13 protein-coding genes are annotated in these 13,608 nt (G+C 60.4%); 4 read left to right on the forward strand and 9 right to left on the reverse strand.

Annotation, left to right across the window (positions count from 1 at the left end; all coding sequences use genetic code 11):
- The first annotated feature begins 10 nt into the window (after positions 1–10).
- Genes CFE47_RS24495 through CFE47_RS24505 form a run of 3 tightly spaced genes read left to right on the forward strand, consistent with a single transcriptional unit; the run spans position 11 to position 2,996 of the window.
- Positions 11–1,186 carry an NAD(P)/FAD-dependent oxidoreductase gene (locus CFE47_RS24495; protein WP_286841021.1) on the forward strand — a complete coding sequence of 392 codons (1,176 nt, stop codon included), beginning with the start codon at positions 11–13 and terminating at the stop codon, positions 1,184–1,186.
- Positions 1,183–1,995: an aldo/keto reductase gene (locus CFE47_RS24500; RefSeq protein ID WP_286841023.1), complete on the forward strand. Its 813-nt coding sequence runs from the start codon at positions 1,183–1,185 to the stop codon at positions 1,993–1,995. The genes CFE47_RS24495 and CFE47_RS24500 overlap by 4 nt, the downstream gene beginning before the upstream one ends.
- Before the next feature lie 41 nt (positions 1,996–2,036).
- Positions 2,037–2,996: a metal ABC transporter ATPase gene (locus CFE47_RS24505; RefSeq protein ID WP_286841025.1), complete on the forward strand. Its 960-nt coding sequence runs from the start codon at positions 2,037–2,039 to the stop codon at positions 2,994–2,996.
- A gap of 105 nt (positions 2,997–3,101) precedes the next feature.
- Here CFE47_RS24505 and pgnE read toward each other — a convergent pair whose 3' ends face one another.
- The 6 genes from pgnE to CFE47_RS24535 all read right to left on the reverse strand — a co-directional run bounded on the left by pgnE (position 3,102) and on the right by CFE47_RS24535 (position 10,002).
- Complete coding sequence (pgnE, locus tag CFE47_RS24510; protein ID WP_286841027.1) at positions 3,102–4,028, reverse strand: UDP-N-acetylglucosamine epimerase PgnE; 927 nt, start codon at positions 4,026–4,028, stop codon at positions 3,102–3,104.
- Positions 4,021–5,445, reverse strand: a complete 1,425-nt coding sequence (hldE, locus tag CFE47_RS24515; RefSeq protein ID WP_185705032.1) for a bifunctional D-glycero-beta-D-manno-heptose-7-phosphate kinase/D-glycero-beta-D-manno-heptose 1-phosphate adenylyltransferase HldE — start codon at positions 5,443–5,445, stop codon at positions 4,021–4,023. The genes pgnE and hldE overlap by 8 nt, the downstream gene beginning before the upstream one ends.
- Positions 5,446–5,548: 103 nt before the next feature.
- Complete coding sequence (gene cysC / locus CFE47_RS24520; RefSeq protein ID WP_286841029.1) at positions 5,549–6,157, reverse strand: adenylyl-sulfate kinase; 609 nt, start codon at positions 6,155–6,157, stop codon at positions 5,549–5,551.
- Positions 6,150–6,854, reverse strand: coding sequence for a sulfotransferase family 2 domain-containing protein (locus tag CFE47_RS24525; protein ID WP_286841031.1), 705 nt, complete (start codon positions 6,852–6,854; stop codon positions 6,150–6,152). Before CFE47_RS24525 ends, cysC begins: the two co-directional genes overlap by 8 nt.
- A 152-nt stretch (positions 6,855–7,006) precedes the next feature.
- The gene (gene msbA, locus CFE47_RS24530; protein WP_286841033.1) at positions 7,007–8,815 is read right to left on the reverse strand and encodes a lipid A export permease/ATP-binding protein MsbA; all 1,809 of its coding nucleotides are present in this window, start codon (positions 8,813–8,815) and stop codon (positions 7,007–7,009) included.
- Between the two features lie 8 nt (positions 8,816–8,823).
- A complete protein-coding gene (locus CFE47_RS24535; protein WP_286841035.1) occupies positions 8,824–10,002 on the reverse strand; it encodes an O-antigen ligase family protein in 1,179 nt (392 codons plus the stop codon).
- A 148-nt stretch (positions 10,003–10,150) separates the two neighbouring features.
- Between CFE47_RS24535 and CFE47_RS24540 the strand changes: the two genes are divergently transcribed.
- Entirely contained in the window at positions 10,151–10,717 is a 567-nt protein-coding gene (locus CFE47_RS24540; RefSeq protein WP_185705022.1) for a BUD32 family EKC/KEOPS complex subunit, read from the forward strand.
- Here the strand turns inward: CFE47_RS24540 and CFE47_RS24545 are convergent.
- Genes CFE47_RS24545 through CFE47_RS24555 form a run of 3 tightly spaced genes read right to left on the reverse strand, consistent with a single transcriptional unit; the run spans position 10,706 to position 13,607 of the window.
- Entirely contained in the window at positions 10,706–11,791 is a 1,086-nt protein-coding gene (locus tag CFE47_RS24545) for a glycosyltransferase (protein ID WP_286841038.1), read from the reverse strand. The two genes, CFE47_RS24540 and CFE47_RS24545, sit on opposite strands and share 12 nt — an antisense overlap.
- Before the next feature lie 49 nt (positions 11,792–11,840).
- Positions 11,841–12,602 (reverse strand): glycosyltransferase family 2 protein, encoded by a 762-nt coding sequence (locus CFE47_RS24550; protein WP_185705018.1) that lies wholly within the window; start codon positions 12,600–12,602, stop codon positions 11,841–11,843.
- Between the two features lie 48 nt (positions 12,603–12,650).
- Complete coding sequence (locus CFE47_RS24555) at positions 12,651–13,607, reverse strand: glycosyltransferase family protein (RefSeq protein WP_286841040.1); 957 nt, start codon at positions 13,605–13,607, stop codon at positions 12,651–12,653.
- Position 13,608: the final 1 nt, after the last annotated feature.

The raw sequence follows: 13,608 nt of genomic DNA on the forward strand, positions 1-13,608 counted from the left end.
GAGGTCGCCCATGCCATCCGTTATTTCCACCGACGTCCTGATTGTCGGCGCCGGGGTTGCTGGCCTTTGGCTGAACGCGCGCTTGCGTCGCCAGGGGTTTTCCACGGTGCTGGTGGAAAGCGCCACTTTGGGCGGTGGGCAAAGCGTGAAGTCCCAGGGGATCATTCACGGCGGGGCGAAATACGCCCTGCATGGCGCCCTCACCGGCGCGTCCGAAGCCATTGCCGACATGCCGCGCCGCTGGCGTGAAGCGTTGGCGGGCACTGGGGAACTGGACCTGACCGGCGTGCGCGTACTGTCCCAAGCCCATTTCCTGTGGTCGCCCGGCACCCTCGCCGGCAACCTCACCAGCTTCTTTGCGAGCAAGGCCGTGCGCGGTCGAGTCGACCAGGTCAAGGGCGATGACCTGCCCCCTGCCCTGCAAGACCGGCGCTTCAAGGGCAAGGTCTATCGGCTGGCGGAACTGGTGGTGGACGTGCCCAGCGTGATCGAACGCCTCGCACAACTGGCTGGCGACGGCTTGCTTTCCGGTCAGCGCATCGAACCGCTGCTGGAAGGCAACAAGCTGGTGGGCTTGAAGGTGGATGGCCGCGAGATCCGCGCCCAACGCATCGTGCTGAGCGCCGGGGGTGGCACCGCCGATTTGCTTAGCGACCTGGGCCTGAGCAAACCGGCCATGCAAAAACGCCCGCTGCACATGATCATCGCCAAGGGCCCCGGTCTTAAACCGCTTTACGCACACTGCCTGGGCGGCGGTACCAAACCACGCATCACCGTCACCACCCATCCGGCCGCCGATGGCAATTGGGTGTGGTACATGGGTGGCGACATTGCCGAGGCTGATGGCGTGGCACGCACGCCAGCTGAACAGATCGCCACTGCGCAGAAGGAGTTGGCGCAATTGCTGCCATGGATCGACATGAGCCAGACCCAATGGGCCACCCTGCGCGTGGACCGTGCCGAACCCCTGCAATCGGGCCTGACGCGTCCCGACAATGCCTTCGTCTTTGAAGAAGGCCGCCTATTGGTGGGATGGCCTACCAAGCTGGCCCTGGCACCGGACTTCGCCGATCGCGTGATCAACAGCCTGGAACGTGATGGCATCCGCCCAAGCGTCGCCGAGCCGTTGCCGGAGCTGCCAAAACCCGCCATTGGCGTACCGGCCTGGGAGCAATTGTTGCCATGAGCCTGCCGACCTTGCACGACCTGCATCGCCCCCTGGGCAGCACTGGCCTGTTGGTATCACCGTTGGGCCTGGGCACCGTCAAGCTGGGCCGTGACCAGGGGGTTAAATACCCCAATGGCTTCCAGATCCCCGATGATGACGCCGCACGCATGCTGCTGCGCCAGGCCCGCGAACTGGGCATCAACTTGATCGACACTGCGCCGGCCTATGGCATGAGTGAAGAACGCCTGGGGCCGCTGCTGCGCGACCAACGCAAGGATTGGGTGATTGTCAGCAAAGTGGGCGAAGAGTTCGAGAATGGCGTGTCCAGCCACGATTTCAGCGCCGCCCATACCCGGATGTCGATTGAACGCAGCTTGAAGCGACTTGAAACTGATTTTATCGATCTGGTGCTGGTGCACTCCGACGGCAACGACCTGCACATCCTCAACGACTGCGAGGTCTACCAGACCCTGGCGGCATTGAAACAGGAAGGCAAAATCCGGGGATTCGGCTTCTCCGGCAAAACTGTCGAAGGCGGCGTGAAGGCTCTGGAACAGGGCGATTGCGCGATGGTGACCTACAATTTGAACGAACAGACCGAGAAAGCCGTCATTGACTATGCAGCGGCGAACGGCAAGGGCATCCTGGTGAAAAAGGCACTGGCCAGTGGCCACGTCTGCCTGGAGCCCGGAGTGGATCCAATACACGCCAGTTTCATGTTGTTGTTTGCGCAAACGGGTGTCGCCAGTGCTATTGTCGGGACCATTAATCCGCTGCACCTGGCCCACAACGTGGCGACTGCTGCCAAGGTCATTCGTCAACTCTGATGCCGCCGACGCGGCCGACCCCGTCGCAAGAAGGAGCCGACATGCCGCGAACGCTCATAAGAAAAAACCCCAGTAACTTTAAAACACTGCCGCTGCACGTCGAAGCCACCCCCGAAGGCCTGAGTTACCAGAGCGTCGGCATGCCGCTCAACTTTGCCCAGACCCTGCAACGGCGCAAGCCGGTAGAGGTGGCCGACCCCGAGCGTTTCGCACTGGAGTTGGCGAACCTGGGCGTGTCGGTGCGACTGACCCTGCATTGGCAAAACAAGGATTACTGGGTGCTGGTGCGCCAGCGTCGCCAGGACCGTGGCGACGTAGTGCTCAAACTGATCTCCGGCTACGTCCCCGCCCACGAACTGAACCTGCCACTGCACACCGCCATCCAGGAAATCGCCGAAGAATGCCTGCTGGAGACGCCTGAGGGCTGGCTCAGCGGGCGATTCAACGACACTTGGCTGCCCGCCCCCTATTCTGCCGCGCTGCATTACCGCGAAGCCCTGCCGTTTCGCCTGAGCCCGCTGTCCGGCGCCGCGCGCCCGGTACGTTGCGCCACCACTCAATTGATCGAGCGCCCACGGGCCTACGTGCACCTGCCCACGGCGTCGTTGCAGTTGATCTATGACCTGCGCCTGGAGGTGCCCAAGGAAGCCAAATCCCTGAGCCTGTTCCATGTGGACGAGCGCCTGGAAGGCGACCAACTGGTCGCGCGCCTGGACCGCCAGCGTCCGGACCTGTACCTGATGCCACTCAAGGACGGCCAACCGCTGGCTGAGCTGTACACCGTCAAGAAAGACCAACTGTACCCAGCCAGCACGCGGGGTTTGTACCTGGCGGAAAGCTTCGCACAACAGGAAGGCTGGCTGGTGCGTGAGGAGCGGATTCGCTGGAAGGATTGGCTGCGCCAGCAAGGGTTGGCTGAGCCGGAGAAAGAGTCGAAATTGAAGCGCCTGGCACAGCGGGTGCTGCGCAAGATCGTGCCGAAGAAAAAAGCCAATCGCTAAAACCAATGTGGGAGCTGGCTTGCCTGCGATGCAGTCACCTCGCTACATCAGGTAGACCGAGGCGATATCATCGCAGGCAAGCCAGCTCCCACATTTGGACTTGCATCAACCCTTGAGCAAGCGTTCCAGGCCGACCTTCAAGGGTGTCGGCTCGGGCAACGTGAAGCTCGCCAACAGCCGCTGGTTATTCGCCCGCGAATGCTTGATGTCTCCCGAACGTGGCGGGCCATAAGTCACGGCGGGCAAGCTGCCGACCGCTTCTTCCAGCGCCTGCAATACCTGCTTGAGGGTAGTCGTGCGGTTCCAGCCCACGTTGATCGCCCCCAAAGGCGCTTCTTGCGCTTCGATGGCCTGCACCAATACCTTCACCAAGTCCCCCACATACATGAAGTCTCGGGTTTGCTCGCCGTCGCCAAACACGGTGATCGGCAGGCCCTGTTGCGCACGTTCGCTGAAGATACTGATCACGCCGGAGTACGGCGATGACGGATCCTGGCGCGGGCCAAAAATATTGAAGAAGCGGAAAATCACCGGCTCCAGGCCATGCTGGCGGCGGTAGAAATCAAAGTAGTGCTCACCGGCCAACTTGTCGGACGCATAGGGCGTCAACGGTGCCTTGGCAGTCGCTTCATCAATCGAAGCGCCTTCACCGTTGTTGCCGTACACCGCTGCGCTGGAGGCGTACACCACGCGCTTGACGCCGGCTTTGCGCATGGCTTCGCAGAGGTTCAAGGTGCCGATGAAGTTGCTCTGGTGCGTGCTGACCGGATCGTCCACCGAAGCCTGCACCGACGCCACCGCGGCCAAGTGCACGACCGCGGTCATACCCTCGGCAGCACGCGCTACCCGCTCAGCATCGGCCACGTCACCTTCCAGCAACTCGACGCGAGGATTGTCCAACGGCAGGTTGCTGCGCTTGCCGGTGGAGAGGTTATCCAGCACCCGCACTTCATAGCCCAGGGCGAGCAACGCATCCACCAGGTGCGAGCCGATAAAGCCCGCACCACCGGTGATGAGCACCCGCTTAGTCATTACCGCGAATCTTCTCGACAATTGCCGTGGTCGAGCTGTTTTCAACCAGCCCCAGCACTTTGACCTTGCCGCCATAGGCGCTGACGATATCGGCACCGACCACTTGGTCGACGGAATAGTCACCGCCCTTGACCAGTACGTCCGGCTTGACCTGGGCCAGCAGGTTTTCCGGGGTCGCTTCAGGGAAGCTGATCACCCAATCCACCGCGCCCAGACCTGCCAGTACCGCCATGCGGCGGTCGACGCTATTGATCGGACGACCCGGACCTTTCAGGCGGCTGACCGACGCGTCGTCGTTGACCGCAACAATCAGGCGATCGCCTTGGGCGCGCGCCTGTTCCAGGTAGGTCACGTGGCCGGCGTGCAGGATGTCGAAGCAGCCATTGGTGAACACAATGCTTTCGTTGTGGGCACGCGCATCATCAATCGCCAGCAGCAATTGTTCGATGGTCAGCACGCCGCGCTCAGAGCCTTCGGAACGCTGGATTGCACGGCGCAATTCAGGCGCGCTGATGGCAGCGGTACCCAACTTGCCGACCACGATACCGGCCGCCAGGTTGGCCAGGGCCACGGCGTGGGGCAGCTCTTCGCCGGCCGCAATCGAAGCGGCCAGGGTGGAAATCACGGTATCACCGGCGCCGGTGACGTCGAACACTTCACGGGCCCGCGCTGGCAGGTGCATGGCCGGGTGGCCGGGACGCAGCAGGGTCATGCCGTGCTCGCCACGGGTTACCAGCAAGGCGCCAAGGTCGAGATCGGCCATCAGCGCCGCGCCCTTGCTCACCAGTTCGTGCTCGTCGGCGCAACCGCCGACGATAGCTTCGAACTCACTGAGGTTCGGGGTGATCAGGCTGGCTCCGCGATAAATCGAGAAGTCCTTGCCCTTGGGATCGGCCAACACAGGAATGCCCTTGGCCTTGGCGGCCTGGATCAACACCTGGTGGTTCCTCAAGGCGCCTTTGCCGTAGTCGGACAAGACCAGCACCTTGATGCCTTCGAGCAGCTCGTCGACCTGGCCACTGAGGGCCAGGGCGTCGGTGGCGAAGGGTTCTTCGAAATCGATACGCAGCAATTGCTGGTGACGGCTCATGACCCGCAGCTTGACGATGGTCGGCTGATGGGCGATGCGCTGGAACAGCGCGCGCACACCAGCACCGCGCAGGCTGTTGGCCAGGCTGTCGGCGGCTTCGTCGTCGCCGGTCACACCCACCAGGGAGGCCGGGGCGCCGAGCGCGGCAATGTTAAGGGCAACGTTGGCAGCGCCACCTGGACGGTCTTCGATTTGCTCGACCTTGACTACCGGTACCGGTGCCTCAGGGGAAATCCGTGAGGTACCGCCATGCCAGTAACGGTCGAGCATGACATCGCCGACCACCAAGACAGGGGCTTGATCGAATCGCGGCATGGACAACTTCATGGAGCAACCCACATACAAAATGAACAGGGGCGCGATATTAGCACAGGGTGAGCGCCGCCTAGTTCGAGAGCTTTATCTGTAAAGCATCGGGCGGCGCAACTGATCATTTTTTAAACAAAGTCGCCAGGATATGCTCCACGGCGTCGGCCAGTTCGACCTCGTCAGTGTTGACCTCGCAGTCGGCCTTGATCGGCGCCTCATAGGGGCTGTCCAGGCCGGTAAACGCTTTGATGCGCCCTTCCAGTGCCAAGCGGTACAGGCCCTTGGGGTCGCGCCGCGCGCACACATCGAACGGCGTGCTGATGTAGACCTCATGGAATTGCCCCGGCCCGAACAATGCCTTGGCGGTCGCCCGGTCGGCGCTGAACGGCGAGATGGCCGAGACGATCACGATCAGCCCCGCATCCACCATCAGCCGTGCGACTTCGCCAATACGCCGGATATTTTCCTTGCGCGCGGCATCGGTCATGCCCAGGTCATTGCACAAACCAGTGCGCAAATTATCGCCGTCGAGCACAAAGGTGTGACGCCCCTGCTCGTTGAGTTGCACCTCCAGGGCATTGGCCAGTGTCGACTTGCCGGACCCGGACAACCCAGTTAGCCACAGGCAGCAAGGTTGCTGGTGCTTGAGCGCCGCCCGTGCAGCCACCGACAACGACAAGGCAAAAGGACGGATGGAAGCAGACCCCATGGAAAGCGACTGACTATTCATAACCCAGGACCTCGTAGTCACGTTGATAGGCACGCCTGACCAGGCGGCGCGTACGCAGGGTGCAAAAATCCCTGACCGGCTCGTTGCGGCGCGCCAGGGAAACATTCAAATGTGGCAGGGAGCCGTCCACGCCCAGGCGCTCGCACAGGTGTTGGAAGTCCTGTTGCAAGGACTCCTGGCGCCCAAGGAAGTCCATGGCCATCTGGCCCATGTGATCGACCAGAAAGTCGGTCTGGGGTGCGAAGTGCAATTGGCGGCGCAGGTTGTCCGGGTGCAGCCAACCCGCAACAAAATGGTCGAAGTCGCGGTAATGGGAGACCAGCGCCTGGGCCTGCAGGTCGCGCTCGCCCATGCGGTTGTTGCGCAAGTAGGTGTACGCCGAATAGGCACGCTCAAGCGGATCACGCACGAAGGCAAACTTGAAGCTGCGCGCGCAGTGCTCGGGGAATTGTTGCTGGTACCAGTAGTACGGCAGGTGCCCCGGCCAGCGCCCGTCCATCAACACCGAACACACGCTGCTGCCGGCGCATTTAGGCACGTGGATAAACACGCAGTTGTGCCGTTCGAAAGCCGCGGGAAGTGTGGTGACTGCCGACAGGGATTTGTTCACCGCCTGCCGATCCACCACCGACAAACGCCCCAGCAGGAACACCCTCTGATGTTTGGGAAGCAGTTTCCAGAACAGACGTTGCAACATTCCATTACCCACGCAAGAAGGTTAACCCTCTCGTTCGTCATTCGAATCGAGAAGGCCAACATAACAAACGATAGGCAGCGAACTATTTAGCTTTGGTCAAGGCTGTATGGGTTTCGATACAAAAAACGGGGCGCATTGCGTGCCCCGCCTTGTCAGGTGATATTGGCCGTTGCCGGCTCGTCCAACCCCATGGCGTGCAGGCGGGAGTAGTAGCCTCCCATGGCCAGCAGTTCGACATGCGTACCACGCTCGACAATTTCGCCGTGATCCATCACTAGAATCAGGTCGGCTTTCTCGATGGTGGACAGTCGGTGCGCGATGACCAGGGTAGTCCGGCCCTTCATGACCTTGTCCAAGGCCGCCTGGATATGCCGTTCGGACTCGGTGTCCAGCGCCGACGTCGCTTCGTCCAGGATCAACAACGGCGCATTTTTCAGCAGTGCCCGTGCGATCGCCAAGCGTTGACGCTGCCCGCCAGACAGCAGCACGCCGTTTTCACCAACCTCGGTGTCCAGACCGTTAGGCAGCTCGGCAATGAAGTCCATCGCATAAGCGTCCGTGGCCGCTTTTTCGACGTCTGCACGCGGCGCATCGGCTAGGTCGCCATAGGCGATGTTGTTGGCAACGGTGTCGTTGAACAACGTTACGTGCTGGGTCACCTGGGCTACGTGCCGACGCAGGTTGCGCAGGCGGTAGTCTTCGATTTCCACTTCATCAAGCAGAATCTCGCCGTGCTCGTGGTGATAGAACCGTGGGATCAGCGCGGCCAGGGTGGACTTGCCACTGCCCGAACGCCCGACCAACGCCACCATCTGACCCGGTGCAGCCGTGAAGCTGATGTTCTTGAGCACTTCACGGTCAGTGCCGGGGTAGGTGAAGCTCAGGTTACGTACGTCCAAACGGCCGTTGACCCGGTCTTTCTCCACGGTGCCGGTGTCTACTTCCGGCTCGACATCCAGTTGCTCGAAGATGCTCTCGGCACCGGCGACGCCCTTCTGGATGGTCGAACTGACTTCCGACAACTGCCGAATCGGCTTGGGCAGCAAGCCCGCTGCGGTGATGTAGGCCACCAGGTCGCCGGCGGTTGCATCGCCACGCAGGAACAGCACCAGAAACATCAGCGCCGCCATCGCGGTGTAGATCACCAGTTGCAGCATGGGGGTGTAGACCGCGCCGGTCTTGGTCATGCGCATCTGTTTTTCGGTGTTGCTCATGCTCGCCTTGGCAAAGCGCTGTTCTTCGTAGGTTTCCCCGCCGAAGCTGCGCACCACGCGGTAGCCCTGGATCGTCTCCGAGGCCACGTGGGTCACGTCGCCCATCGCCACCTGGATTTTCTTGCTCTGCTTGCGAAACTTCTTGCTGGTGCTGCCGACCATCATGGCAATCACCGGCAGGATCGCCAGCATCACCAGGGTCAGCTTCCAGTTCATCCACAGCAGGTAGCCGAACAGGAACACCACCGTCAGCCCTTCGCGGATCACCACCTTGATGGCATCCGTGGCAGCGCCGGTGACCATGGTCACGTTGAAGGTAATGCGGGAGATCAGATGCCCGGAACTATGGGTATCGAAATAGCGGTTGGGCAGTACCAGCAGCTTGTTGAACAACTGCACCCGCAGGTCGTGGACCAACCCCAGGGAGACCTTGGCCAGGTAGTAGTTACCCAGGAACGAGCCCAGCCCCTGCCACGCCGCGATCAGTACGATCAGCAGCGGCACGGCCATCAGCAGTTTCAAGTCCTTGAGGTACGGCACGTTGGGGAAAAACACCACGTCCGGGTTGCTCAAGCCATCCACGAAGTATTTGAGAATCCCGGCCAGCATGGGCTGGGTGGACGCGAAAATCACGAAACCGATGATGCTCACCAGGAACATGCCGATATACGGTTTCACATAGCCCAGCAGCCTGAAATAGATTTTCAGGCTGGATTCCTGTTCCGCTTTAGGCGGTGCGTCACTCATTGTTGAGCTCACTGATTAGGTAGGGCGGCAACTTTATCACAAGCGCCAGGTTTGGCCCGAGCCCAGACCAACACACTGGCCAGCGCAATCGGTAGCCACGAGATGAACCACTCGGCCCGTGGGGTGCCTGTCAGGCTGGCCGCGTCGAACTGCATGGCCAGGAACGAAAACACCCACATGCCGATGATGCCCTTGCCGTAGAGCGTGTCGCGGGCTTTCCAGGCTTGCCAAAGCACGCCGAACCACAGCCCGCACCACAACAGCAGGCCCGGTAGGCCGAGCTCAATGGTGATGTGGGTGAACAGATTGTGGGAGTGGTCGAAATAGATGCCATCCGCCAACACTTTGTAGTCCCCCCCAAGGCCCAGGCCAGTCCACGGATGCTCGGAAATCATTTGCAGAGCCGACATGAAGATCTGCGGCCGGTAGGAAACACCCCGGGCCAACATCAGCGACTCCATGGCAAAAAACACCGCCAACGCAGCAACGACTGCTCCAATAGCGGTCACTACGGTGCGCCGATCACGGCACCACAGCGGCATTGCCACGATAGTCAGCAACAACGCAACGGCTGCACCCCGGCTTTGGCTCAATACCACGAAAAGCCCAAGAAAACCGACGGACAGCACCCATGCCGCTTGCATCCAACGGCCACGTGGCAGCCAGTGCAGCAGCCAGACAGCTGCCAGGCCAATCACGTAAGCACCGAGAATAGGATGCCCCAACTGGCCCAACCCGCCCAGGCGGGCGTACCAGGCATTATGCTCAAGGCCATAGAACTTGATCATTGCCAGCAGCGACGACAAGGCCAGGCCGAAACCGCCCCACTGGAGTACGCGAATCACGCGCTCGCTGTGACCACAAGCGAACACCGGGAAAAACAGCAGGAACATGCCGATATACAGCAGGCGCTTGGCCTCACGCGAAGGGTCTTCGGCATTGGTCCACAACAAACTGATTGCGCCCCAGGCGGCGAGCAGGCCGATCATCAGGCATATCCAGCGCTGCTCGCGCCACACTTCCTTGAAGCGCTCACGGGCCGACCAGGCAAATACCACTGCCGGCAACCAGAAAAACAGCATCAAGCCCTGCTGGTAAATCTTGTTGGTTGGCGCAAAGGCAATTGCCAGCAAAAACCAAAGTAACCCAAAAACCATCCATACCTGTGCCCAACGACTTGCCTGCATCACCCGCTCCTGAATACGCCCAACCCGCCAACCCGGCATGGTTAAAACTTAAAACTTTCGGCATTATTGCCGATCACTGTGCCCGCGACTCCTACAAGGCTTTCCGACGATGCAATGTTCAAGGCTTCCCCAAGCCGATTTAACCGCAATGATTGAAGGTGCCCGAATCCTGGAGAAGGACAGCTACGGCCCCAAAGTCTACCTGCTGACCGACGGGAATATCCTTAAACTGTTTCGCCGCAAACGCCTGCTTTCGTCAGCGCTGTTTCGCCCCTACTCCAAGCGGTTCATCGACAACGCAGTCGAGCTGCAAAAACGTGGCATCCCCACCCTGACCGTGCTCGCGTTCTACCAACTCGCGGCTCCCGGCATGACAGCCGTGCTGTATCGCCCCCTGCCAGGTGAAACCCTGCGTCAGATTTCCAACCAGGAAGGCTTTGACTGGCAATCGAACCTTGGCCCGTTGGTGGCACTTATCCGCCGCCTGCATGGCGCAGGTATCTACTTCCGGTCCTTGCACCTGGGCAATATTGTCGTGACACCCGACAATGAACTGGGGTTGATCGACGTCGCCGACATGCGCTTTCTTCGCGCGCCCCTGAACCCGGGGCTCGCTCGGCGCAACCTGCAGCATTTCGCCCGCTATATTGCGCGCGAGAAGCTGAACGAACGCTTTCCAATGCAAGCACTGGAACAAGCCCTCTTACCGGGCTGAAAGCAGTCGGCACGCCGTTGCGGTGAAGTCCTGCCAGGCCTGCTCCGGCGCAAGGGCCTGCAATTGAGCCGCCACGGCCGCTTGCGGCCCAGCGGTAAAGGCGCGCTCCATCAGGCGCGTCCAAGCGTCTACATCCTCAACCTCTGCGTACCAGCCAGCGTCAGCCAACTGCTCGCGAAAAACCGGTAACTCGCTGGTCAATACCGGAACACCGGCCATCACCGCCTCTTGCAACACCAGCCCCAACCCCTCCGATGACGAAGGAATCGCCACCCAATCGAACGCACGGTACAAGCATGCCGCTTGCGCCAGGTGCCCGGGCAGGAGGACTTTTTCACGCAAGCCAAGATGCTCGACCTGCGCCTCAAGGGCCTCCCGTGCGGCGCCCTCGCCAATAATCACCAAGCGCGCACCCGGTCGTTGCGCCGACACACTGGCGAACGCGTCCAGCAAACAGGCGAACCCTTTACTGTCCACCAGCCGGCCAACGGCGCCCAACACCGGCTCACTGTCCAGCGACAGGCCAAGCTGCGCGCGCGCCTGGTCACGGGGGAGCGTGGCCGTGCGAAAAGCCTCAGGGTCGAAAGCGCTGCGCAGCACCGCCACCGGGCGCTGCAAATCGCGCTGCAACGAAGCGGCCAGGGTCTGCGACACAGCCGCCACCGTCAGTCGAGATTCTGAAAACTGCCCGAACAGTTTTTGATCGGCAGGCCGCAAGCGCGTCACACCATGGAACAGCACCACGGCGCGCACGTCGGGCAACGTCTTGAGCACCGGCAACAGCACCCGCGCAACGCCGATACCATCGAGCAGCACAACCTTCACATCCCCAGGCAACGCCTGTCGGAAACGTGCATGCATGCGCGGGATCAGCAACTTCCAAAAGTGTCGCCCTTTGAGTTGAGCGGATGAGTAATTCCACTCGACGGCTGCCTCGCCCGCTTGCGCACCGCCCTGCAGCAACCAGGTATGAATCGGTGCATCACAGTCGACACTGGCAAGCACCTGCTCATGAACTTTCTGCACGGAGGAAAATGCAGAGCCACCGGCCCACATAATGTTGAGGATGCTCATTGAATGATAAGGACCTTCTGCGACGTTCTAGAGGCGTGTTGTACGTAATTCAAGCGATCAACCAGCCGAGGCCGAGGCCCAGCAACAACATCAACACCAGTTTGACCCGCTCGCGCCGCTTGCGCCGTGCCTTGTTCAAACGCTCGGCCGAGGTCGACACATGCAAGCCAAACCCGGTGTGCAGCACCGCATCCCCCTCAAGGCTCACTGCTGTCAGGTTCAACTCGGCATAACGCCGGGACAACCCCTTCTCACCCTCGAACCCCGCGTACGGCGCGCACAATGCGTACTCCCTGAGACGCCGCAAACCGGGGTTCAGGGAAAAGGCCTGCCACTCCGGTTTGTCGGAAATCAGCGGATAACACGGCACCGAGCCTATCAACTCACGCGGCCCCCGGCGGATATAGGGACTGTGTACCTGCAAGTCGTAGACAAAGTTGCGCAGCCACACCTGAAGAATATCCGGGCGCAACTCCAGGATTGTCTTGGAGTCTTCGACGAAACTTGGGCGGTAGAACTCCCAGTCATCTTCGCAATGGAAAATGTAGGGTGTCTTTACCGACGTATAGGCCAGGTCGATGGATGCCAGCTGCCCCAACTTCGGGCGGTTGACAAAGAAAGTGCAATGTTCCTGCCAGTGGGCAGGAATCGCCTGGCGCACGGCTTCGTCACCGGAGTCTTCAGTAATGAAGACTTCACGAATCGCCGCCGTATTGAACAGGTCGAAGCTCTCGAGTGTGCGCTTCAACAAATCGAAGCGACCGCAACTGGTCACTACGAGTGTTATGTCGCTTTGATCGGAGAATTGCATTCCAGTCTCGATAATATCACATGGCCACCATTCGCGGCCCGACCGATTTCAAACGCCCAGTTTCAGGCGCAACCTTTCCACCACACTCAACGGCGCGCGTGGCCGCAACGGCGGCTGGAGCGCTTCGACAATACGCTGGCCAATGCGCGCAAAACTGAACTGACTGACGGCCAACGCCTGCCCTCGACGTGCAATATCCGCTGCCAATTCGGGGTTGGCTCTCAACACGGCCAGTTTTTCCTGCAACCGGGGTATGTCCTTGTAGAACACCACATTGACCATGTCTTCAAAACCAAGGGCTGCATTTTCCGCAGCCCCCTGATCAAACGCCAACAATACACAGCCACAGGCCATGGCTTCGAAATTCTTGATCATGTATTCGCCCATGCCCACGTCGGCACTGACGAAAAAGCGTATGCGGTTGAGGGTCGCACAGTACTCCTCACCGGACTTGGTGCGCGTGACCACCAGCGGCTCAACCTGTGCCAGCTCATCGAGCAACGCCTTGCGCCCACTGTAGGCAACGCTGTTGGTACTGCCGACGAACGCCAGTTCGATATCACGCTCGCGCGCTTGCGGCTGCAACAGCGCCTGATCGTAGCCCTTGGGCACGAATACCGCATCAAAGCCTTCCGCACGCAGGCGCTCGGTGACCATATAACCCGAACTGATGACACGTGCCCACGGCAAGCGGCGGTAATGCGCGCTGAATTTCCCCGTGTACTTGCAGGGAATGTAGTTTTGGTACGCGTCGTGTTCGAGGATCACCAGGTTGGGGATCGTGCGGATAAAACCGACCTGGCGGATTTCCTGCTTGAAACGCAGGAAGAACACGATGCGGTCATAGCGGGTCACGTCGACTTCGCGTCGAAAGTACCCGCGCAGGTTGCGCTGCTCATCGCTGCTCAACCAACGGATATCGCACTCGCAATGTTCGGCCACACCGTCGTACAGCCGATCGAGGATGGCGCGCTGTTCTTTCTGCACCAGAAATAAAACTTTCATG

Source organism: Pseudomonas sp. PGPPP1 (assembly GCF_002255865.1).
GTDB classification, from domain to species: Bacteria; Pseudomonadota; Gammaproteobacteria; order Pseudomonadales; family Pseudomonadaceae; genus Aquipseudomonas; species Aquipseudomonas cremoris.

Bases quoted from the DNA above. Each gene is read 5' to 3' on its own strand.
- CFE47_RS24495 (WP_286841021.1), top strand. From the start codon at position 11: ATGCCATCCGTTATTTCCACCGACGTCCTGATTGTCGGCGCCGGGGTT.
- CFE47_RS24500 (WP_286841023.1), top strand. From the start codon at position 1,183: ATGAGCCTGCCGACCTTGCACGACCTGCATCGCCCCCTGGGCAGCACT.
- CFE47_RS24505 (WP_286841025.1), top strand. From the start codon at position 2,037: ATGCCGCGAACGCTCATAAGAAAAAACCCCAGTAACTTTAAAACACTG.
- pgnE (WP_286841027.1), bottom strand. From the start codon at position 4,028: ATGACTAAGCGGGTGCTCATCACCGGTGGTGCGGGCTTTATCGGCTCG.
- hldE (WP_185705032.1), bottom strand. From the start codon at position 5,445: ATGAAGTTGTCCATGCCGCGATTCGATCAAGCCCCTGTCTTGGTGGTC.
- cysC (WP_286841029.1), bottom strand. From the start codon at position 6,157: ATGAATAGTCAGTCGCTTTCCATGGGGTCTGCTTCCATCCGTCCTTTT.
- CFE47_RS24525 (WP_286841031.1), bottom strand. From the start codon at position 6,854: ATGTTGCAACGTCTGTTCTGGAAACTGCTTCCCAAACATCAGAGGGTG.
- msbA (WP_286841033.1), bottom strand. From the start codon at position 8,815: ATGAGTGACGCACCGCCTAAAGCGGAACAGGAATCCAGCCTGAAAATC.
- CFE47_RS24535 (WP_286841035.1), bottom strand. From the start codon at position 10,002: ATGCAGGCAAGTCGTTGGGCACAGGTATGGATGGTTTTTGGGTTACTT.
- CFE47_RS24540 (WP_185705022.1), top strand. From the start codon at position 10,151: ATGATTGAAGGTGCCCGAATCCTGGAGAAGGACAGCTACGGCCCCAAA.
- CFE47_RS24545 (WP_286841038.1), bottom strand. From the start codon at position 11,791: ATGAGCATCCTCAACATTATGTGGGCCGGTGGCTCTGCATTTTCCTCC.
- CFE47_RS24550 (WP_185705018.1), bottom strand. From the start codon at position 12,602: ATGCAATTCTCCGATCAAAGCGACATAACACTCGTAGTGACCAGTTGC.
- CFE47_RS24555 (WP_286841040.1), bottom strand. From the start codon at position 13,607: ATGAAAGTTTTATTTCTGGTGCAGAAAGAACAGCGCGCCATCCTCGAT.